Genomic DNA, 20,111 nt, shown 5'->3' with positions numbered 1-20,111 from the left:
TTTATCGGTTACAATGCGCAGCAAGTGAACATCAGGAGCCAGAAAAAATGACCACTTCAACCGCCACCGCGCCCGACGGGCCGTGGTTTATTGCCGATGAGCGGGCGCTGGATTTTATCAATACGCTGGCGATGGCCGAACACTCGCCCCGTGACTTTTTGCAGTCCGATGAGGATGTGCTTCAGTGGCTAAATCATGCGGGTTTTGCCGCAGCGGCCGTAGGTAAACCCGGCGAGCTGCTGGCGGCTGCCCGCGCGCTGCGCACCACGATCCGGGAATTAGTGACGGCAAAAAAAGGGGGAGGGGCACTCACACTGGAGACGCTCAACGGCTGGCTGGCGCAGGCGCAGAGTTATTTGCAGATAAGCAATGATGGTGGCAAAACGCTGCACGTTAAGCGGCAATACCTGCTCACGACGCCAGAGCAAGTGCTGGCACCCATTGCGGAAAACGCGGCACACTTGCTTGCTGAAGGCGAGTTCGCCTACGTTCGCCAGTGCGAGCACCCGGAGTGCACGCTCTGGTTTTACGATAAAACCAAAGCGCACCGCCGCCGCTGGTGCAGCATGGCGCTGTGCGGCAATCGGGCGAAAGTGGCCCGCTTTCGCGCAAAAAGCTGACCCTTAATGTGCCCGGCGTGCCGGGCATTCTGCATCAACGCGGGATAATCTTTTCCTGCTTCAGGCGGTCGAACAGCGCGAAGAAGGAGTCCGGCGTTGAGCGGTAACCGGTAAAGCCCGCTTTGCGACTTTTGCTCATATCCGTGAAGGCTTCCATTGGGCGACCGAGGTCGGCATCCGTATGCCACCAGGAGGCCAGCTTGTTGATATCCGCTTCGCGAAGCTGATACTTCTGCGCAATCTCCGTCCAGGCGGCCTGCGCCTCCTGCATGCGGTTTTCCAGCGGCATCATGCTTGCCGGGTAGGGCGCTGCTTCAATGCCGAAATAGGCCGCCAGCTTCGGCCACAGCCAGTTCCAGCGGAAGACATCGCCATTTACCGCGTTGAAATCTTCATTCGCCGCCTGCTCGCTCTGCGCCGCCCAACTCAACTGTTCGGCCAGCAGACCGGCATCGGTAACATCCGCCAGCCCGTTCCACTGCTCGGGCGAGCCGGGGAAGATAAAGGGCCAGCCCTTTTCACGGCACAACGTGGCGTAGACCGCCAGCGTCTGGCCCATATTCATCGCATTGCCGAGGGCATAGCCAATGATGGTGTGCGGGCGATGGACGCTCCAGCGGTAACCATACTTCTTCGCGCCGGCGAACACTTCATCTTCCTGCGCATAGTAGAAGTTCTCTACCGGCTGGCGACCCTGCTCTTCGCGGAACGGCGTGACCGGCACCGCGCCTTTGCCGTACGCTTCGAAGGGGCCAAGGTAGTGCTTGAGGCCGGTAACCAGCGCAACGTGGCTGCCGTTAAGCCGCTCGCCGAGCGCCTCAATGACATTTTTTACGATGGCACCGTTGACGCGGATGTTGGCCTGCTCATTCTCCTGGCGTGACCAGACGCTGAAGAAGAGCGCATCGGCCTGCGCCTCTTTTAGCGCCTCGTTAACCGCCGCCGCATCGGTAAGGTCGGCGGTCAGGCTTTCACAACCCTCCGGGATTGCGCCACGCCCGCGCGACAGGCCGCTAACCTGCCACCCTTCGCCTTTAAGCTGTTCTGCCAGCGCGCGACCAATCACGCCACTAATGCCGACTATCAATGCTCGTTTTTGCATAGAGGACTCCTTATCTTTATCAGCTTTAAAGCCTAATAGAGAATTTAATTCTTATCTCTGCTATTAATTCACATCATTCATAACCTCAATTCAGTAATGCCATGAGCGATCAACGCCTGAAAGATATCGTCCCCTTTGTCGCCAGCGTCGAAGAGGGGAGTTTTGCCGCCGCCGCAGAGCGCCTGCATCTGACCGGCTCGGCGATCAGCAAAAGCATCACTCGGCTGGAAGTGCGCCTCGGCTCGCGTTTGCTGGAGCGCACCGCCCGCCGCCTGACGCTGACCGATGCCGGGCAGGCCTATTTCCAGACCTGCACTCGCATTCTCGAAGAGCTGGCTGAAGCCGAATCAGTGCTGGCGGCGCACCGCTCTATCCCCTCGGGCCGCCTGCGGCTGGCAGTGCCGACCACCTACGGTCGGCTCGGCGTGATGCCCACGCTGATTCCGTTTTGCCAGCAGCACCCGGAGATTGATCTCAGCATTACCTTCTCCGACCGCTTTGTGGATCTCTTTGATGAGGGGATCGATGTCGCGGTGCGCATTGGTCTGGGCGGCGACTTACCGGTGTCGATTGGCCACCGGCAGCTTGGGCGGGAAAAGATGGTCTTCTGCGCGTCGCCTGACTATCTGCGCCGGGAGGGCTTGCCGCAAAACGAGGCGCAGTTGCTTCAGCACCGGGCGATCCTCTATGAGCGCGTCGATGGCAGCAGTAAACCCTGGTTATTGCTCACGGAAGATGGTCACCCGGAGTGGCGCAGCGTGCCATACCGCATGACGCTCGGCGATGTCGATGCGCAGCGGCAGGCGCTCTGCGCCGGCTTGGGCGTCGGGCAGATGCCCACCTGGCTGGTGCATCAGCAGTTAGCGCGCGGCGAGCTGGTTATCGTGCTGCCGCACCAGCAGCCGGATGGCTTGCCGCTAAGCCTGGTCTGGCCGCGGCGTAAACAGCTGCTGCCAAAAGTCGATGCCCTGCTCGCTGCGCTCGAACAATTAGTTATCGCACCGCCGCTTGCCCTTGACCCATGACAAGGCGGAGGGGTGCGCTCTCTTTTTATAATCAGCGCCGTTTCCCTTCTCACTGGTGTGGATCTATGGCTTACCAACTCAACCTCAACTGGCCGGAATTTCTTGAGAAGTACTGGCAGAAGCAACCTGTGGTGCTGAAAGGCGCATTTACCGATTTTGTCGACCCGATTTCGCCCGATGAACTGGCAGGCCTGGCGATGGAGCCGGAGATCGACAGCCGCATTGTCAGCCACGTTAACGGGCAGTGGCAGGCGTGGAATGGCCCTTTTGAGGCGTTCGATCACTTAGGCGAGCGCGACTGGTCCCTGCTGGCGCAGGCGGTGAACCACTGGCACGCGCCCTCCGCCGAGCTGGTGGAGCCGTTTCGCGTGCTGCCCGCCTGGCGTTTTGATGATCTGATGATCTCCTACTCCGTGCCGGGCGGCGGCGTCGGCCCGCATATCGACCAGTATGACGTCTTTATTATTCAGGGGATGGGCAGCCGCCGCTGGCGCGTGGGCGATAAGCTGCCGATGCGCCAGTTCTGCCCCCATCCGGCGCTGCTGCATGTCGATCCTTTCCAGCCGATCATTGATGAAGATCTTGCGCCGGGCGATATTCTCTATATCCCACCAGGTTTCCCGCACGATGGCTTTACCCATGAGACTGCTTTCAACTACTCGATTGGTTTTCGTGGGCCGAATGGCCGCGATCTGATCAGCAGCTTTGCAGATTACGTGCTGGAAAACGATCTTGGTGGCGAGCACTACAGCGATCCGGATCTCACCTGCCGCGAACATACTGGCAGGGTAGAGGAGTACGAGCTGGATCGCGTGCGCAACATGATGATCGGCATGATCAACGATCCCGAGCACTTCACCCGCTGGTTTGGCAGCTTTATTACCACGCCGCGCCACGAACTGGATGTGGCACCGGAGCCGGATGATTACCCGGTCGAGGAAGTTGTAGAGGCACTGAAAGAGGGACAAAGATTAACGCGACTCAGCGGGCTGCGCGCTCTGCGCGTCGGCGACCGTTTCTTTATCAATAGCGAATGTCTGGAGACCGCCGAGCCGCACGCCGCCGATGCGCTCTGTCGTTACGCCACCATCGGCGTGCAGGAGTTGGGTAGCGCGCTGGATAACCCGGCCTTTGCCGAGGAGCTGACCTGGCTGGTTAACCAGGGTTACTGGTATTTCGAGGATTAACGCCGCGCCACGCGGCGTGATCTTTTGTCGGCCGGATAAGCACATTTCACGCAGTTACGCGTAGGCCGGATAAGCGCAGCGCCATCCGGCATTTTGCCCGTGTGCAGATGCCGGATGGCGGCTTACAGCCTTATCCGGCCTACGGTTTATCTGGCGACAATAAATCGCCGCTCATCGTCGATAAACGTCTTCTCATCTGCAGGGGCGAGGATCGCGCCAAAATTCATCTCTGCGCGTAGCATCCAGCTCTGCGGAATGTTCCATGTTGCGCGAACATCGGCATCAATCAACAGGTGATAATGCTGCAAATTAGCGCCAATCTGCTTCTCTGCCAGCGCCAGCCACACCGCGTACTGCGCAATGCCGCTGCTCTGCTCTGACCAGACCGGGAAGTGCTCGGCATAGGCAATGTACTGGCGCTGCAGATGACTAACCACCTCTTGATCCTCAAAAAAGAGCACCGTGCCGGCCGCCGCGCTAAAGCCATCAAGCTTATCGGCGGTAGCATGGAAACTCTCCGCCGGGATCACGTTGCGCATCTGCCCACGCACCAGCTCCCAGAAACGCTCGTGCTCATCATCAAGCAGGATCAGCGCGCGTGAGGTTTGCGAGTGAAACGCCGAAGGCGCCTGGCGAATTGCCTCTTTGATCGTTGCAATCGCCTCTTCGTGCGACACCGGGAGATCTTTACCCAGTGCGTAGATCGAGCGGCGCGATTTCGCCAGCGCGAGGAACATCTCTACGGGCGGGGTGAGGGTCTGTGTATTGAATACCGTTTCCAGCAATGCTTGCGGCGCAACGGCGGGCGGCGTCGACTCAGTACGGGCGATAGTGGACTTCAATATTTGCTGAAACGGATCCATAAAGAGCGCTCCTGTAGTGAGCAGTAATGGTAAAAGTAGCAAAGTTATCTGAACACACGCCGATAAGATCCCATTCAGCAAATAAATGAAAGAAAGCGTGGTATTTTACGCCACCTTTAGCGCGCCCCGTCAGTTATAAAAGTTAACGGAGCATTTTGCCGTCAGTTATTATTAACCGACACGGTGAACGGAGCCTGTTCGCTGGTAAAAAAGCCACTCTTGACGCTTTTTTTTACGCAAATCTGTGGCAGATCGTCTTCTCTTTCATACTGTAATTGTGCAGTGTAGAGCGTACGGCAAGTATTTAAGTAGTCAATGATTCAACCCTTCGTTACCTTCTCCAGCTGTTATTGAGCGCATAGTAGGTCATGCGGAACCAATGAAATGAATAATGATAAAAAAGAGCACGATCACAGGGATGAAGAGATTAGGCATCTGTTTGAATTATTAAATAATAATTCAGACTGGGTCTGGGAAGTGGATGCACAAGGGCGTTACACCTGGTCATCAGACGTAGTAACGGATCTACTGGGGATTGCCCCAGAAGAGGTGATTGGCAAAACACCTTTTGATTTTATGCCGCCTGGCGAAGCCGAGCGCGTTGCCGGTGCGTTTGGTGCCATCGTGGCAGAAAAACGCGCCTTTTCCGGGCTGGTCAATCGCAACCAGCGCGCCGATGGCGGTATTGTGGTGCTGGAGACCAGCGGCGTTCCGCTTTTTGATGAGCTGGGCGAGCTACGCGGTTATCGCGGCATCGACAGGAATATCTCCAATCTCGGCGAACGCGTACTGCAACTGGAGACCATTTACGACACCACCGCCGTGGCGCTCTGTATGATCGACAGCCGCGGGCATCTGGTGATGTTTAACAAAGCGATGGCGAAACTGCTTGGCGAGAGCGCGCCAAAAGATACACATTGCCACTTTCAGCAGCTAATGCCGGAGTTCTGGCCCTTTTTTGTTGCCGATTTTGCCTTAGCAAAAGCGGGCGGCGTGCCGCCGTCGCGCGAGCTGAGCTGGCATGAGCGCAGTTACGATATTCAGGCAGTGCCGGTGCGCGACGCGATGGACATTGTGGTCGGGTTGTCGGTCACCTGGGTTGATATCACCGAGCGTCGCCTGGCGGAGCAGAAGCTGGCGAACGCCAATAAAGTGTTGCAGCAGTATGCCCAGCACGATCATCTGACCGGGCTGTTTAACCGCCGCTATATGGATGAGCGCTTATTGCAGGAGATTACCCGTGCGCTGCAGGAGGGGTTTCCGCTCTCGGTCTGCCTGGCGGATATCGACTACTTTAAGTATTTCAACGATTCACAGGGGCATCAGGCGGGGGATGACTGTTTGCGGCTGGTTGCCAGCACGCTCTCCTCAGCGCGTCTGCGCAGCAACAACAATGTCAGCCGCTACGGTGGGGAGGAATTTTTGATTATCCTGCCCGGCACCAGCCAGGCGCAGGCGATGCGCGTCGCCGAAGGGGTACGTCACGATATTAACGCCCTCAAGTGTCCGCACGCCGCCAGCCCGACCGGCTTTTTGACCATTAGCATCGGCGTCGCGACCCTGCAAAGCGCTCTTCTGCCGCTGGATGAAAAACCGCTACATATGATTGCCAGCGGGTTAATTCACCGGGCGGATACCGCGCTCTACGCCGCGAAGAGGCAGGGCCGCAACCAGGTGGTCTCGGCCAGAGATATACCCACCTCTTTGGGCGCCTGACAGCGCTCCACTGCCGCCGCTCAGGCCAGCGCCTGTTGCCAGTCGGCAATCAGATCTGCTTCATCCTCAATCCCCACTGATAAACGGATTAGCTGTGGGGTGATACCGTTTGCCAGTCGCTGCTCAAGCGGAATGGAGGCGTGAGTCATGCTGAAGGGCTGGCTTACCAGGCTCTCCACGCCGCCGAGGCTCTCTGCCAGCGTAAACAGTTTCAGCTTCTGGATGATCTGCGTTGCACGCGCATCATCCCCTTTCACTACCACCGAAATCATGCCGCCCGGCAGCGCCATCTGTTTGCGCGCCAGATGATAGTGCGGGTGCGACTCCAGCCACGGAAACCACACTTTTTCAACCTGAGGATGCTGCTCCAGCCAGTGGGCCAGTGCCAGCGCATTACTGCTGTGGCGCTCAACGCGCAGGGACAGGGTGCGGATACCGCGCAGGGTCAGGAAGCTGCTGAAGGGATCGAGCACGCCGCCCACCGCGTTTTGCAAATAGCCCAGCTTCTCCGCAATCTGCGGGTTATCGCCCACCACCGCGAGGCCTGCCACCACATCGGAGTGGCCATTGAGGTATTTGGTGGCAGAGTGCACCACAATGTCGAACCCCAGCGCCAGCGGGCGATGGATCACCGGCGAAGCGAAGGTGTTATCTGCCACACTCAACACATTATGGCGTCTGGCGATGGCCGCAACCTGCTGCAGATCGACCAGCTTCAGCAGCGGGTTGGTCGGCGTCTCGACCCAAATCATCCGCGTTTGTGGGCGGATTGCCGCTTCCAGCCCGGCCAGATCGTCCGGTTTCACCCAACTCACCTCTAGCCCGGCGCTGTGCCGACGCACGTTTTCGATCAGGCGATAGGTGCCACCGTAAACATCATCAATTGCCACGATATGGCTACCGCTATCCAGCAGTTCCAGCACCGTCGAGATTGCCGCCAGCCCGGAGGCGAAAGCGTAGCCGCGGGTTCCGCCTTCCATTTCGGCAATCGCCGTCTCCAGCGTGTGGCGGGTGGGGTTGCCGCTGCGCGAATACTCGTAGCCGGTATGCTGCCCCGGCGCAGGTTGCGCGAAAGTCGAGGTGGCGTAAATCGGCGGCATCACTGCGCCGTGTTGGTCGTGAAAAACGCCGCTATGGACGCTCTGCGTTGCCAGTAATTTCATCGCTCACTCCTTTTATTTACGGCCATCACGCCAGACCCTGCTCGCGTAGCCACTCATCATTGAACATTTTCGACAGGTATTTGTTGCCGGTATCGCAAGCGAATGTGACCACCCGCTTCGGCGAGGTTTGCGCCTGGCAGTAGCGCAGCGCCGCGCTCAGCAGCGTGCCGGAGGAGGAGCCAGCCAGGATGCCCTCCTGTTGCAGCAGCAGGCGCGCGGTAGCAAAAGCCTCTTTATCGCTAATGCGAAACGCCTGACGCACGCCGTCGAGCTGCGCCAGAGGTGGGATAAAGTCTTCGCCGATCCCCTCAACCCGCCACGCGCCGGGTTCGCCGTAGCGCCCCGTCTCCACCTGATCGGCGAGAATGGAGCCTGCCGGGTCGGCCAGCACAAATTCAGTATCGGGAGAGTGTTCGGCAAACCATGCCTGCAGCCCGCCGAGCGTACCGCCGGAGCCGACACCCACCACAATGGCATCGATTTTTCCCGCCAGCTGCGCGAAGAGTTCCGGCGCGGTGGAGGTGGCATGCGCCAGTGGATTAGCGGGGTTAGTAAACTGGTCGATATAGAACGCGCCCGGTATCTCGTCGGCGAGACGGCGCGCATACTCCTGGTAATAGTCCGGATGACCTTTGTTCACATCGGAGCGGGTAAGCACCACTTTCGCTCCCAGCGCGCGCAGATGGAAAATCTTCTCGCGGCTCATCTTGTCGGGTACTACCAGCAGCAGCGAGTAGCCTTTTTGCGCGGCAATGAGCGCCAGCCCAAGGCCGGTGTTACCCGCTGTGGCTTCAATGATGGTTCCGCCTGGTGCCAGCACGCCTTGCCGCTCGGCTTCATTGATCATCGACAGCGCGACGCGGTCTTTTATCGAGCCGCCGGGGTTCTGGTTTTCCAGTTTTAAAAAGAGCGCGCACGGCCCGGTCGGTAATTTATGCAGTTGCAGCAGCGGCGTATTACCAATTAATTCAGTTACTGAATGAAAAAGTGACATAACCCATTTGCTCGCTAATTGGGGAAGTGAGCGGATGATAGGTCTCTCTTTTTGCGTGTTTAAAGAATCTTTGTTTGGTATTTAGAACGAATGGAAATATAAATCACTGTTTAGCCGTCAGGGCGGCAAGCCGTACGGTCGTCTGGATGGTTATATCGCTAAAAGAGTGCGATTTTAGCGATTTTTTGCTCTTTTTCTTTACCTTTTCGCCGTCGTTATGCGTTTTTCGGCAATCTTATGCTGAATAAATTCTTAGTTTGCGACGCCGCGTTATAACGCTTTTAGCGCTTTCTGCTATATCTAATGTCTATTTGGTTATTTGTATTATCACTCTGGCTGATTATTATCATATGGACATCCATACTGCTAAACCGCCAAACGGAATATAACAACGCATGATCGTCCTCAGGAATATCTCTAAGATCTTCGACCAGGGAAAGGCATCGATTACCGCCGTCGACAACGTCAATCTGACGGTTGAGCAGGGGCAAATTTATGGAATCATCGGCTACAGCGGTGCGGGCAAAAGTACGCTGATCCGCTTACTGAATGGGCTGGAAAAACCGACTAACGGCAGCGTGGTGATTAACGGCCAGGACATCGCCGCCGCACGCGGCGAAACGCTGCGCCAGGCGCGCCTGAAGATCAGCATGGTCTTTCAGCACTTTAATCTTTTATGGTCGCGCACGGTGAGCGAGAACATCGCCTTTTCCATGCAGATCGCCGGTGCGCCGAAGAAGGCCATCAACGCGCGCGTTGCTGAATTAATTGAGCTGGTGGGGCTGAAAGGGCGCGAAAATGCCTATCCGTCGCAACTGAGCGGCGGGCAGAAACAGCGTGTCGGCATTGCCCGCGCGCTGGCCAACAATCCCGATGTGTTGCTCTGCGATGAAGCCACCTCAGCGCTCGACCCGCAAACCACCGATCAGATCCTCGACCTGCTGCTCGATATCAATCGCCGCTTTAAGCTGACGATTGTACTGATCACCCATGAAATGCATGTAGTGCGCAAGATTTGCGACCGCGTCGCGGTGATGGAAGAGGGGCGGGTAGTGGAAGAGGGCGATGTACTGCAGGTCTTTACCCATCCGCAGCAGCCGATCACCAAACAGTTTGTGCGCCAGGTGAGCCAGTATAAAGAAGAGGAAGCTTTCAACCCGGATCTGAACAGCGATCTTGATGGCACGGTGATCAAGCTGACCTTTACCGGCCACAGCACTCATCAGCCGATTGTCGGCGAACTGACGCTGCGCTACGGCCTGCCGTTTAACATTCTGCACGGCAAGATGTCGCAGACGGCGCACGGCGTATTTGGGCAATTATGGGTGCACGTGGTGGCTACCCCGGAACAACTGAACAATATTCTTACCGATCTCGGCAAGAGCAACATTGAGAGCGAGGTCGTGACCCATGGCTGAATCACTTTTTCCGCACCTGAAATGGGAGCAACTCTGGGCGGCGACGCAGGAGACGCTCTATATGACAGCGCTCTCGGGCGCGGCAACCTTCGTGCTGGGCATTCTGCTGGGGCTGGCACTGTTTCTCACCGCGCGCGGCGGCCTGTTCCAGAACCGCGCGCTCTATAGCGTCATTTCGATTCTGGTGAACGTCTTCCGCTCGATTCCCTTCATCATTTTGATTGTGCTGTTGATCCCCTTTACCAAGGCGATTGTCGGCTCGATCCTCGGTGCTAACGCAGCGCTGCCAGCGCTGATTGTCGGCGCGGCACCGTTCTATGCGCGGCTGGTGGAGATTGCGCTGCGTGAAGTGGATAAGGGTGTGATTGAGGCGACGCGCTCAATGGGCGCGCGTCTTAGCACTTTGGTCTTTCGGGTGCTGCTTCCCGAATCATCGCCTGCGCTGGTCTCCGGTATTACCGTGACGCTGATTGCGCTGGTGAGCTACAGCGCCATGGCCGGGGTGATCGGCGCAGGTGGCCTGGGCAATCTTGCTTATCTGGAAGGATTCCAGCGGAACCATAACGACGTCACGCTGGTGGCGACGGTGACCATTCTTATCATCGTCTTCATCATCCAGTTCTGCGGCGACGTGATTACTTCTCTGTTAGATAAACGATAACTATTGGAAACCAACAACATGAAAAAGAGACTGACACTGATTGCCGCAGCCACCCTCAGCGTGCTGAGTTTCTCCTCCTGGGCCGATACGCTGACCGTCGGAGCGTCTAACGTACCGCACGCAGAGATCCTTGAGCAGGCGAAGCCGATTCTGGCGAAGCAGGGCATCGATCTGGAGATCAAACCGTTCCAGGATTACATCCTGCCGAACACCGCGCTGGCGGGCCGTGAAATCGATGCCAACTACTTCCAGCACATCCCGTATCTGAACAGCGTGCTGAAAGATCACGCCGGCGACAAAACCTATGATTTCGTCAGCGCCGGTGCGATCCATATCGAGCCGATTGGTATCTACTCCAAAAAATATAAGTCGCTGAAAGATCTGCCGCAAGGCGGCAAAATCATCATGCGTGACGCGGTCTCTGAAGAGGGGCGTATCCTCTCTATCTTTGAGAAAGAGGGCGTCATCAAACTGAAGCCGGGCATCGATAAAGTGACCGCGCGCATCGACGATATCGTTGAGAACCCGAAAAAACTGAAGTTCCTGCCGAACGTTGAAGCTGCGCTGCTGCCGCAGATGTACAACAACGATGAAGGCGACGCGGTGGTGATCAACGCCAACTACGCAATTGATGCCGGTCTCGACCCGGTGCACGATCCGATTGCCGTCGAGAGCGGTGAGAACAACCCGTATGCCAACATCATTACCGTGCATCGCGGCGACGAGAAGAAGAAAGATATCGTGGCGCTGGTGAACGTGCTGCACTCAAAAGAGATTCAGGAGTGGATCCGCACCAAATATAAAGGCGCGGTTATTCCGGTAAACAACTAATCTCCCCTGATGCGCGGTCGTCCTGGCCGCGCATCTCTCTCTTCGACTGCTCTGCACGATTCGTTGTGATTAATCTCACCAATTTTAAACATCCCCGATAAACCTTTTTAACAATGCTCTACTATTGCCCGGTTCAGCCACCGTGGGGGTAGAGATGAAAGATGTGGTGATTGTCGGCGCGGTGCGCACGCCAATCGGCTGTTTTCAGGGGGCGCTGTCGCGTCACTCTGCCGTTGAGCTGGGCAGCGCGGTGGTGCAGGCGTTACTGGCGCGCAGCGGCGTGCAGCCGCAGGATATCGATGAAGTGATTCTGGGCCAGGTGCTAACTGCCGGAGCCGGGCAGAACCCGGCACGTCAGTCGGCGATCAAAGGCGGGCTGCCGAATACGGTTTCCGCTATCACCATCAACGACGTATGCGGCTCCGGGCTGAAAGCGCTGCATCTCGCCTCGCAGGCGATCCAGTGCGGCGAAGCCGACGTGGTGATTGCCGGTGGCCAGGAGAACATGAGCCGCGCGCCGCATGTGTTAACCGACAGCCGCACCGGGGCGCAGCTTGGCAACAGCCAGCTTATCGACAGCCTGGTGCATGACGGGTTATGGGATGCATTCAATGATTACCATATGGGCGTTACGGCAGAGAACCTGGCGCGGGAGTATGGCATCAGCCGCGAGCGCCAGGATGAGTGGGCGCTCAGTTCGCAACATAAAGCGCGGATGGCTATCGACTCCGGCCGTTTTCGCGACGAGATTGTGCCTGTGCAAACCCAGAGCGCCGACGGCAAGCACGTGCTGGTCGATACCGATGAGCAGCCGCGCACCGATGCCACTGCCGAAGCGCTGGCGCAGCTTAGCCCGGCTTTTGCAACCAGCGGCTCGGTGACTGCCGGTAACGCATCGCCTATTAACGATGGCGCGGCGGCGGTGCTGATGATGAGCGCGGAACGCGCAGAGGCGCTCAACTTACCGGTACTGGCGCGCATTCGTGCCTTTGCAAGCGTGGGCGTTGATCCGGCGCTGATGGGCATCGCGCCGGTTTACGCCATGCGCCGTTGCCTTGAACGCGCTGGCTGGCAGCTGGATGATGTCGATCTGATTGAAGCCAACGAGGCTTATGCCGCGCAGGCGCTGTCGGTGGGCAAAATTCTTGAGTGGGATGAGAAGCGCGTCAACGTCAACGGCGGGGCGATTGCGCTCGGCCATCCGATTGGAGCTTCCGGCTGCCGCATCCTGGTCTCGCTGGTGCATGAGATGCAAAAGCGCAAGGCGCGTAAAGGGCTGGCAACGCTCTGTATCGGTGGGGGGCAGGGCGTCGCGCTGGCCATCGAACGTGACTAATCTTGCCCGCTTGATAATAACGCCCTCGCCCTGAGGGCGTTATTATTTGTGATCTCCCTCGCAGCTTACGTTTTAATAAAAATAAAACTCCCTCTTTTCTTCCATAAGAATTAACGCAACCGCTGAAAATATTATCATTCCCTGCGTGACCATTTTGTTTTCAATTGATAAGCCTGCTTATTAATTTTATTTGCATTAACTCCTGCCCCCCTCTTTTTCTATTTAATACTCTCTCTACAAAACGAAATAATAAGCATGGGTTGTGATCTTAAACGCTTTTTTTAACCCTAAAGGGCAACTTTTATTGATGCTCGTCACGCGCTTTTACTTCGCTATTTTCTGTAGATATATTTACGATCCAGATCACTAAAATAAAGTTACTATAAAAATAAAATGCAATTCCATAAAAATGGAACATAATTTTAATTATTGAGGTGACTCATGTTTAAGAGAACTCTGGCCCTTGCTACCCTCCTTGGCGCGTCTTTCGCTTCGTACGCTGTTACCGTCGATCTGCGTCATGAATACATTGACAGTGGCTCCAACGCCGATCGCGTAGCGGTGTCGCATCGTTTTGATAATGGTCTGGGTTTTGGCGTTGAAGCGAAATGGAAATCGGGTGGCGATGACGCTGATAAACCCTTAACCGAGATTGTCGGTAACGGTCACGAAGAGTCGATCAACTGGCGCTGGGCCGCAACCAAAAATATTGCTTTAACGCCAGGTTTTAATATTGAGAGTAAAGATACCTTCTCCATCTATAAACCCTATATTCATGCGCAATACAGCTTTGATAACGGCGTCTATATTGCCGGTCGCTACCGCTATGAATATACCCGTAACCCGGATTCCAACGTTGTCGATAACAAAGTCAATAAGTTTGATGCGTGGGTGGGCTGGGCGATGGGGGATTTCCGCACCGAGCTGAACTACGTATATGCCAAGAGCACGGAGGATGTGGTGCGTGAGAATAATAAAAACTACTCCAACGAATATAACGCTAAGCTGGCGTACAAACTCGACAAAAACTGGTCACCGTATGTCGAAGTCGGCAATGTGGGCGTGAAAAATACCGACGAGCGTCAGACACGTTTCCGTCTGGGTGTTGCTTACTCTTTCTGAGCCTCCGTATATCCTTAAATACCCGGTGCATGTCGCCGGGTTTTTTTATGCCCGTCCTTCTTCGCGCCGCTCGTGACTTACGCTTATCCGGCCTACGGGATCAATATCCGAGTGTGGAATCATGTAGGCCGGATAAGGCATCGCCGCCATCCGGCGTGATTACCGCACAGTTTATTGCCGGATGGCGCTTACGCTTATCCGGCCTACGGGATCAATACCCGAGTGTGGAATCATGTAGACCGGATAAGGCATCGCCGCCATCCGGCATGATTGCCGCACAGTTTATTGCCGGATGGCGCTTACGCTTATCCGGCCTACGGGATCAATACCCGAGTGTGGAACCATGTAGGCCGGATAAGGCATCGCCGCCATCCGGCATGATTGCCGCACAGTTTATTGCCGGATGGCGCTTACGCTTATCCGGCCGGCGGGATCAATGCCGGGGTGTGGAATCATGTAGGCCGGATAAGGCATCGCCGCCATCCGGCATGATTACCGCACAGTTTATTGCCGGATGGCGCTTACGCTTATCCGGCCTGCGGGATCAATACCCGAGTGTGGAATCATGTAGGCCGAATAAGGCATCGCCGCCATCCGGCGTGATTGCCGCACAGTTTATTGCCGGATGGCGCTTACGCTTATCCGGCCTACGGGTTCGATGCCGGGGTGTGGAACCATGTAGGCCGGATAAGGCATCGCCGCCATCCGGCATGATTACCGCACAGTTTATTGCCGGATGGCGCTTACGCTTATCCGGCCTACGGGTTCGATGCCGGGGTGTGGAATCATGTAGGCCGGATAATGCATCGCCGCCATCCGGCGTGATTACCGCACAGTTTATTGCCGGATGGCGCTTACGCTTATCCGGCCTACGGAATCGATGCCGAAGAAAAGCGGGCAAAAAAAGGCCCTCCAGAGGAGGGCAAGGCCAGTTACAGAAACACTCACTCAAATTCAGGGTTGCAGCAGGGTGCGCTGCTCGGGCAGTTTGGCGATATAGAGCGCCGGTTTGCCCTCTTTATCGGAGCTGAACAGCACCGCGCTGTCATCCGGGGTAAAAGATGGATGGGGATGCGTGACCTGGCGGCTGTTGGCAAAGGTCGCCCACGAGGTGTCATGGCGCGCGACGCGGTAATATCCTTTTTTCGCCACATCGAAAACATAGAGATAAGGGTCGTTATCAATGGTGTAGCCGCCGGTATCTTTCACATCCACCGGCGTGCCGGAGCCATCGCCGACCAACAGCGTACCGTCAAAGTTACTCATTAAATGCGAGCAGGCTGGCATTGGCATAATCTCTTCATTCACACCGCTCTCCGGGTTGTAGCGCGAGATGGTACGCCCCTGTTCGCCTTTCAGATAGGAGACATAGACCAGCGCCGAGCCGTTTGGCACCCAGAACTCATGGGTACAGCTCTCGCCTTCAGCATGATCCTTCACTTTGCGCACGTAGCTGCCATCTTCATTTACCAGCCACATCCGCGCATCGACCAGATCGTGCGGGCCTTCATGGCAAAACGCCACGGTGTTGTCATCAAACGGGCGATAGATCGGATGACCGAGCCAGATCTTCTCTTCATGAATCACCTTGCTTTCGCCAGTCTGTAAATCAACGCGCAGCAGGCGGCAGTGTGGCCCCTTATGGAAGAAGTCATGGAACAGCTGCCAGTCGTTGAGCGGCGTCCAGTCGCTGGCGGCAATCTCAATCCCCACCAGCTTGGTGCAGTCGCTGTTGGCAACCCAGGTACCGTAACCTACCCACTCTTCGGGGACGCGGTAGATCTCGCGTTCAGCCAGCGTGTGCAGGTTAACTTCGCGCAGGGTACGATCGTTTTTCACGTAGTAGAGCGCGCTGTCATCCGGCGAGAGAAAGCCGCCAAAGGTGTTATCGCCCGCGCCTTCGGTTAACTGCACCGCTTCGGCATTCTCAATATCGAGCAGATAGTAGTTCCAGTTACCGTCAAACTCACCGGCAAACAGCAGATGGCTACCGTCGTTAAAGAAGCACTTTTGATAGAAGTAGTTGCGGTGACACGTCACCTCCGGAGGGGTTAAGCGGGTCACTTGTGCGCCGGTATCCGGATCGCGGCTCACTGCATAGTTGAGTTTTACCCGCATGCCTTTCGCCATTTTTCTCTCCTGTAGAGGGGCCGGCCGCCATGTTGCGTCCCCGCATGACCCCGAATCTGCTTAAGTTTAAAAATAGGATTTCAATTTATCAAAACATCGTTTCAATATTTGTGATTGCGTGCGCAATTTATAAGAAAATTATTACGAAAGAGCCTAAAAGCAGTTGTGATATCACGGGCGTCAATAATGAGCTTTGATTTTAAACGAGAAATTTTGCTGTAAAGGTCAAATTTTAAAGATGCATTTAACTCCTTGATAAATATCAATTAAGCGAAGCGACGCGGAATCCTTGAGTCCCTCGTTACGCTTGTCAACGCTCAACAATCGTGATCCCACTTCCAGAACGGAAAATAACTAACATAAAAATTGAAACGTTGTTTTATATAAGATTGAAAACATGTTTTAGCCGGGATAAGATGCAGCAAAAGTTGAAACGGAACACTGTTTCTCTGTTTCGTCTCAGGCCATTTTGCTGAACATTGATGTCGGAGGTATGTGTGGAAGTCAGACAAAGCATCCACAGCGCGCACGCTAAAACCCTGGATACCCAGGGGCTGCGCAACGAGTTTTTAATCGAAAAGGTGTTCGTCGATGATGAATACACCATGGTTTACAGCCACATCGACCGCATCATCGTTGGCGGGATCAAGCCGGTGGCGAAGAGTGTGTCGGTTGGCGGCGAAGTGGGTAAACAGCTGGGCGTCACCTACTTCCTCGAGCGTCGTGAACTTGGTGTTATTAATATCGGCGGCGCAGGCACCATTACCGTCGATGGCGAAATGTATGAAATCGGCCACCGCGATGCGCTCTATGTCGGCAAAGGTGCGAAAGAGGTGGTCTTCGCCAGCGTTGATGCGGCGAAACCAGCGAAGTTTTACTACAACTGCGCCCCGGCTCATACCACCTACCCAACCAAAAAAGTGACGCCTGCGGAGGTTTCCCCCGTCACCCTCGGCGATCCGTTAACCAGCAACCGCCGCACCATTAATAAGTACTTTGTGCCGGACGTGCTGGAGACCTGCCAGTTAAGCATGGGGCTGACCGAGCTGGCGCCGGGCAACTTGTGGAACACCATGCCGTGCCACACCCATGAACGCCGCATGGAAGTCTATTTCTACTTCAATATGGAAGAGGACGCCTGCGTATTCCATATGATGGGCCAGCCGCAGGAGACGCGTCATATCGTGATGCAGAACGAACAAGCGGTGATTTCACCAAGCTGGTCAATCCATTCAGGTGTTGGTACGCGCGCGTACACCTTCATCTGGGGGATGGTGGGCGAAAACCAGGTCTTTGATGACATGGACCACGTCGCCGTAAAAGATCTGCGCTAATTGCGGGCAGCAAACACTCTGCCTGTCCGTGACAGGCGCTGATAGATTAAGGAACTCACATGATTCTGGATGCATTTTCTCTTCAAGGTAAAGTTGCGGTAGTGAGCGGTTGCGATACCGGTCTGGGGCAGGGCATGGCGCTGGGCCTCGCGGAAGCGGGCTGCGACATCGTCGGCATCAACATTGTTGAACCGACCGAAACCATCGAGCGCGTCACCGCGCTGGGCCGCCGTTTTCTGAGCCTGACCGCCGATCTGCGTAAGATCGACGGCATCCCGGCACTGCTGGAGCGCGCTGTAGCCGAGTTCGGCAAAATCGATATCCTGGTGAATAACGCCGGTCTGATCCGCCGTGAAGATGCGATCAATTTCAGCGAGCAGGACTGGGATGACGTGATGAACCTGAATATCAAAAGCGTCTTCTTTATGTCGCAGGCGGCGGCGAAACACTTTATCGCCCAGGGTAACGGCGGCAAAATCATCAATATCGCCTCGATGCTCTCCTTCCAGGGTGGTATCCGGGTGCCTTCTTACACCGCTTCGAAAAGCGGCGTGATGGGCGTGACCCGCCTGCTGGCGAACGAGTGGGCGAAGCACAACATCAACGTTAACGCGATTGCGCCGGGTTACATGGCGACCAACAACACCCAGCAGCTGCGCGCGGACGAACAGCGTAGCGCCGAGATCCTCGATCGCATCCCGGCTGGCCGCTGGGGTCTGCCGAGCGATCTGATGGGGCCGGTGGTGTTCCTCTCCTCCAAAGCCTCTGATTATATTAACGGTTACACTATTGCCGTTGATGGTGGCTGGCTGGCGCGTTAATCCCTGCCTGTAAAAAAACCTGCTGCGGCAGGTTTTTTTATATCTGCATAATATTTGTCCATACGCAACAAATTGAAATATCCATATCATTTACTCTCAATTATTTCACTTCTAATAAAATATCTTTAAAAATAAGCGAATTAAAAATAGTTTAGCGCTTAAACACTATTTTCAAAATTGTAAACTCCATCACAAAACAATAGCTGACAGCGATTTTATCCATATCTTCGCATTTTCCTCACTGACGCTTTTCCCGCCGCTGCCTTACTTTCATATAACGTCTTACTCTGTGCAGGCAGGAAATAATAATGGCTTTTCTCAGTAATGATTCTGTCGCTTTACCCCGCGCGCTGCGTGATACCCGGCGCATGAATATGTTTGTCTCTGTTTCCGCCGCAGTCGCCGGGCTGCTGTTTGGTCTCGATATCGGCGTTATTGCCGGTGCGCTGCCGTTTATTACCGATCACTTCACCCTAAGCAATCGGCTGCAGGAGTGGGTAGTGAGCAGCATGATGCTCGGCGCGGCGATTGGCGCGCTGTTTAATGGCTGGCTCTCATTTCGCCTCGGCCGTAAATATAGCCTGATGGTCGGCGCGGTTCTGTTTGTTGCCGGTTCGCTCGGCTCGGCGTTTGCGACCAATGTCGAAGTGCTGCTCATCTCCCGCGTACTGCTTGGCGTCGCGGTCGGTATTGCTTCCTACACTGCGCCGCTCTATCTCTCCGAGATGGCGAGCGAAAACGTGCGCGGCAAGATGATTAGCATGTACCAGCTGATGGTGACGCTGGGAATTGTGCTGGCGTTTCTCTCCGATACCGCATTCAGCTACAGCGGCAACTGGCGGGCGATGCTCGGCGTGCTGGCGCTGCCAGCGGTGCTGTTGATAATTCTGGTGATCTTTTTACCCAACAGTCCGCGCTGGCTGGCGCAAAAAGGGCGTCATATTGAAGCGGAAGAGGTGTTGCGCATGCTGCGCGATACGTCGGAAAAAGCGCGTGAAGAGCTGAATGAAATTCGTGAAAGCCTGAAGTTAAAGCAGGGCGGTTTTCAACTCTTTAAAAGCAACCGCAACGTGCGCCGCGCGGTGTTCCTTGGCATGCTGCTTCAGGCGATGCAGCAGTTTACCGGCATGAACATCATCATGTATTACGCGCCGCGCATCTTTAAGATGGCCGGTTTTACTACCACCGAGCAGCAGATGATCGCCACGCTGGTGGTTGGCCTGACCTTTATGTTCGCCACCTTTATCGCCGTCTTTACGGTGGATAAAGCCGGGCGCAAACCGGCGTTGAAAATCGGCTTTAGCGTAATGGCGATCGGTACGTTGATCCTCGGCTACTGCCTGATGCAGTTTGATAATGGCACAGCCTCCAGCGGCCTGTCGTGGGTGTCGGTCGGCATGACGATGCTCTGTATCGCCGGGTATGCGATGAGTGCTGCGCCGGTGGTATGGATTTTGTGCTCCGAGATCCAGCCGCTTAAATGCCGCGATTTCGGTATCACCTGTTCTACTACCACTAACTGGGTGTCGAACATGATTATCGGCGCGACCTTCCTGACGCTGCTGGATGCGATTGGCGCGGCAGGCACCTTCTGGCTCTATACCGCCCTGAACCTGGCGTTTGTGGGTGTCACCTTCTGGCTGGTGCCGGAGACGAAAAACGTGACGCTGGAGCATATCGAGCGTCGTTTGATGTCCGGGGAGAAGTTGCGCAATATCGGCGTGTGAGGAAGTGCCGGATGGCGCGCAAGCGCTTATCCGGCCTACAAAACCTAATGAAACTGCATTC

16 protein-coding genes and 1 pseudogene are annotated in these 20,111 nt (G+C 55.6%); 12 read left to right on the top strand and 5 right to left on the bottom strand.

Features of this window, described 5'->3' with window-relative positions; translation table 11 throughout:
- Positions 1–47: 47 nt before the first annotated feature.
- Positions 48–620, top strand: a complete 573-nt coding sequence (locus HF650_RS19640; RefSeq protein WP_187800015.1) for an ABATE domain-containing protein — start codon at positions 48–50, stop codon at positions 618–620.
- Positions 621–654: 34 nt separating this feature from the next.
- Here the strand turns inward: HF650_RS19640 and HF650_RS19635 are convergent, their stop codons facing one another.
- Positions 655–1,722, bottom strand: a complete 1,068-nt coding sequence (locus HF650_RS19635) for an SDR family oxidoreductase (RefSeq protein WP_187800014.1) — start codon at positions 1,720–1,722, stop codon at positions 655–657.
- 101 nt (positions 1,723–1,823) lie between these two features.
- Between HF650_RS19635 and HF650_RS19630 the strand changes: the two genes are divergently transcribed.
- Together HF650_RS19630 and HF650_RS19625 are read left to right on the top strand one after the other, a co-directional pair.
- Complete coding sequence (locus tag HF650_RS19630) at positions 1,824–2,747, top strand: LysR family transcriptional regulator (RefSeq protein ID WP_187800013.1); 924 nt, start codon at positions 1,824–1,826, stop codon at positions 2,745–2,747.
- Between the two features lie 65 nt (positions 2,748–2,812).
- On the top strand, positions 2,813–3,934 hold the full coding sequence (locus HF650_RS19625) for a cupin domain-containing protein (RefSeq protein WP_187800012.1): 1,122 nt from the start codon (positions 2,813–2,815) through the stop codon (positions 3,932–3,934).
- A gap of 146 nt (positions 3,935–4,080) precedes the next feature.
- On the opposite strand, the gene HF650_RS19620 is transcribed toward HF650_RS19625, so the two are convergent.
- A complete protein-coding gene (locus tag HF650_RS19620; protein WP_187800011.1) occupies positions 4,081–4,797 on the bottom strand; it encodes a nitroreductase family protein in 717 nt (238 codons plus the stop codon).
- A gap of 384 nt (positions 4,798–5,181) precedes the next feature.
- Here HF650_RS19620 and HF650_RS19615 point away from each other — a divergent pair, with 384 nt between their 5' ends.
- Positions 5,182–6,513, top strand: coding sequence for a sensor domain-containing diguanylate cyclase (locus HF650_RS19615; protein WP_187800010.1), 1,332 nt, complete (start codon positions 5,182–5,184; stop codon positions 6,511–6,513).
- Positions 6,514–6,533: 20 nt separating this feature from the next.
- On the opposite strand, the gene HF650_RS19610 is transcribed toward HF650_RS19615, so the two are convergent.
- Positions 6,534–7,676 carry a PLP-dependent aspartate aminotransferase family protein gene (locus tag HF650_RS19610; protein WP_187800009.1) on the bottom strand — a complete coding sequence of 381 codons (1,143 nt, stop codon included), beginning with the start codon at positions 7,674–7,676 and terminating at the stop codon, positions 6,534–6,536.
- Positions 7,677–7,707: 31 nt separating this feature from the next.
- Positions 7,708–8,670 (bottom strand): annotated as a pseudogene (locus tag HF650_RS19605) (cysteine synthase family protein); the annotation flags it as partial.
- 395 nt (positions 8,671–9,065) lie between these two features.
- Between HF650_RS19605 and HF650_RS19600 the strand changes: the two are divergent.
- From HF650_RS19600 to HF650_RS19580, 5 genes are all read left to right on the top strand, one after another.
- Positions 9,066–10,088 carry an ATP-binding cassette domain-containing protein gene (locus tag HF650_RS19600; protein WP_187800008.1) on the top strand — a complete coding sequence of 341 codons (1,023 nt, stop codon included), beginning with the start codon at positions 9,066–9,068 and terminating at the stop codon, positions 10,086–10,088.
- Positions 10,081–10,749, top strand: a complete 669-nt coding sequence (locus HF650_RS19595) for a methionine ABC transporter permease (protein WP_023480933.1) — start codon at positions 10,081–10,083, stop codon at positions 10,747–10,749. Before HF650_RS19600 ends, HF650_RS19595 begins: the two co-directional genes overlap by 8 nt.
- A gap of 18 nt (positions 10,750–10,767) precedes the next feature.
- Positions 10,768–11,580, top strand: coding sequence for a MetQ/NlpA family ABC transporter substrate-binding protein (locus tag HF650_RS19590; protein WP_187800007.1), 813 nt, complete (start codon positions 10,768–10,770; stop codon positions 11,578–11,580).
- Between the two features lie 154 nt (positions 11,581–11,734).
- On the top strand, positions 11,735–12,916 hold the full coding sequence (locus tag HF650_RS19585; protein WP_187800006.1) for an acetyl-CoA C-acetyltransferase: 1,182 nt from the start codon (positions 11,735–11,737) through the stop codon (positions 12,914–12,916).
- Between the two features lie 441 nt (positions 12,917–13,357).
- Positions 13,358–14,038: an oligogalacturonate-specific porin KdgM family protein gene (locus tag HF650_RS19580; RefSeq protein WP_187800005.1), complete on the top strand. Its 681-nt coding sequence runs from the start codon at positions 13,358–13,360 to the stop codon at positions 14,036–14,038.
- A 954-nt stretch (positions 14,039–14,992) separates the two neighbouring features.
- On the opposite strand, the gene HF650_RS19575 is transcribed toward HF650_RS19580, so the two are convergent.
- Complete coding sequence (locus HF650_RS19575) at positions 14,993–16,168, bottom strand: oligogalacturonate lyase family protein (protein ID WP_187800004.1); 1,176 nt, start codon at positions 16,166–16,168, stop codon at positions 14,993–14,995.
- A gap of 497 nt (positions 16,169–16,665) precedes the next feature.
- Between HF650_RS19575 and kduI the strand changes: the two genes are divergently transcribed.
- The 3 genes from kduI to HF650_RS19560 all read left to right on the top strand — a co-directional run bounded on the left by kduI (position 16,666) and on the right by HF650_RS19560 (position 20,050).
- Positions 16,666–17,502: a 5-dehydro-4-deoxy-D-glucuronate isomerase gene (gene kduI / locus HF650_RS19570; RefSeq protein WP_187800003.1), complete on the top strand. Its 837-nt coding sequence runs from the start codon at positions 16,666–16,668 to the stop codon at positions 17,500–17,502.
- A gap of 59 nt (positions 17,503–17,561) precedes the next feature.
- Positions 17,562–18,323 carry a 2-dehydro-3-deoxy-D-gluconate 5-dehydrogenase KduD gene (kduD, locus tag HF650_RS19565; protein WP_023480692.1) on the top strand — a complete coding sequence of 254 codons (762 nt, stop codon included), beginning with the start codon at positions 17,562–17,564 and terminating at the stop codon, positions 18,321–18,323.
- A 308-nt stretch (positions 18,324–18,631) separates the two neighbouring features.
- Positions 18,632–20,050, top strand: coding sequence for a sugar porter family MFS transporter (locus HF650_RS19560; protein ID WP_187800002.1), 1,419 nt, complete (start codon positions 18,632–18,634; stop codon positions 20,048–20,050).
- Positions 20,051–20,111 lie beyond the last annotated feature (61 nt).

Origin of the sequence: Kosakonia sp. SMBL-WEM22, from assembly GCF_014490785.1 — a bacterium.
Taxonomy (GTDB): Bacteria; Pseudomonadota; Gammaproteobacteria; order Enterobacterales; family Enterobacteriaceae; genus Kosakonia.
Note: the sequence above shows the minus strand (reverse complement) of the source record. Positions and strands in the feature narration are given on the sequence as shown.

What these genes read in the sequence shown, in the direction of transcription:
- HF650_RS19640 (WP_187800015.1), top strand. Translation starts at nt 48, where the DNA reads ATGACCACTTCAACCGCCACCGCGCCCGACGGGCCGTGGTTTATTGCC.
- HF650_RS19635 (WP_187800014.1), bottom strand. Translation starts at nt 1,722, where the DNA reads ATGCAAAAACGAGCATTGATAGTCGGCATTAGTGGCGTGATTGGTCGC.
- HF650_RS19630 (WP_187800013.1), top strand. Translation starts at nt 1,824, where the DNA reads ATGAGCGATCAACGCCTGAAAGATATCGTCCCCTTTGTCGCCAGCGTC.
- HF650_RS19625 (WP_187800012.1), top strand. Translation starts at nt 2,813, where the DNA reads ATGGCTTACCAACTCAACCTCAACTGGCCGGAATTTCTTGAGAAGTAC.
- HF650_RS19620 (WP_187800011.1), bottom strand. Translation starts at nt 4,797, where the DNA reads ATGGATCCGTTTCAGCAAATATTGAAGTCCACTATCGCCCGTACTGAG.
- HF650_RS19615 (WP_187800010.1), top strand. Translation starts at nt 5,182, where the DNA reads ATGAATAATGATAAAAAAGAGCACGATCACAGGGATGAAGAGATTAGG.
- HF650_RS19610 (WP_187800009.1), bottom strand. Translation starts at nt 7,676, where the DNA reads ATGAAATTACTGGCAACGCAGAGCGTCCATAGCGGCGTTTTTCACGAC.
- HF650_RS19600 (WP_187800008.1), top strand. Translation starts at nt 9,066, where the DNA reads ATGATCGTCCTCAGGAATATCTCTAAGATCTTCGACCAGGGAAAGGCA.
- HF650_RS19595 (WP_023480933.1), top strand. Translation starts at nt 10,081, where the DNA reads ATGGCTGAATCACTTTTTCCGCACCTGAAATGGGAGCAACTCTGGGCG.
- HF650_RS19590 (WP_187800007.1), top strand. Translation starts at nt 10,768, where the DNA reads ATGAAAAAGAGACTGACACTGATTGCCGCAGCCACCCTCAGCGTGCTG.
- HF650_RS19585 (WP_187800006.1), top strand. Translation starts at nt 11,735, where the DNA reads ATGAAAGATGTGGTGATTGTCGGCGCGGTGCGCACGCCAATCGGCTGT.
- HF650_RS19580 (WP_187800005.1), top strand. Translation starts at nt 13,358, where the DNA reads ATGTTTAAGAGAACTCTGGCCCTTGCTACCCTCCTTGGCGCGTCTTTC.
- HF650_RS19575 (WP_187800004.1), bottom strand. Translation starts at nt 16,168, where the DNA reads ATGGCGAAAGGCATGCGGGTAAAACTCAACTATGCAGTGAGCCGCGAT.
- kduD (WP_023480692.1), top strand. Translation starts at nt 17,562, where the DNA reads ATGATTCTGGATGCATTTTCTCTTCAAGGTAAAGTTGCGGTAGTGAGC.
- HF650_RS19560 (WP_187800002.1), top strand. Translation starts at nt 18,632, where the DNA reads ATGGCTTTTCTCAGTAATGATTCTGTCGCTTTACCCCGCGCGCTGCGT.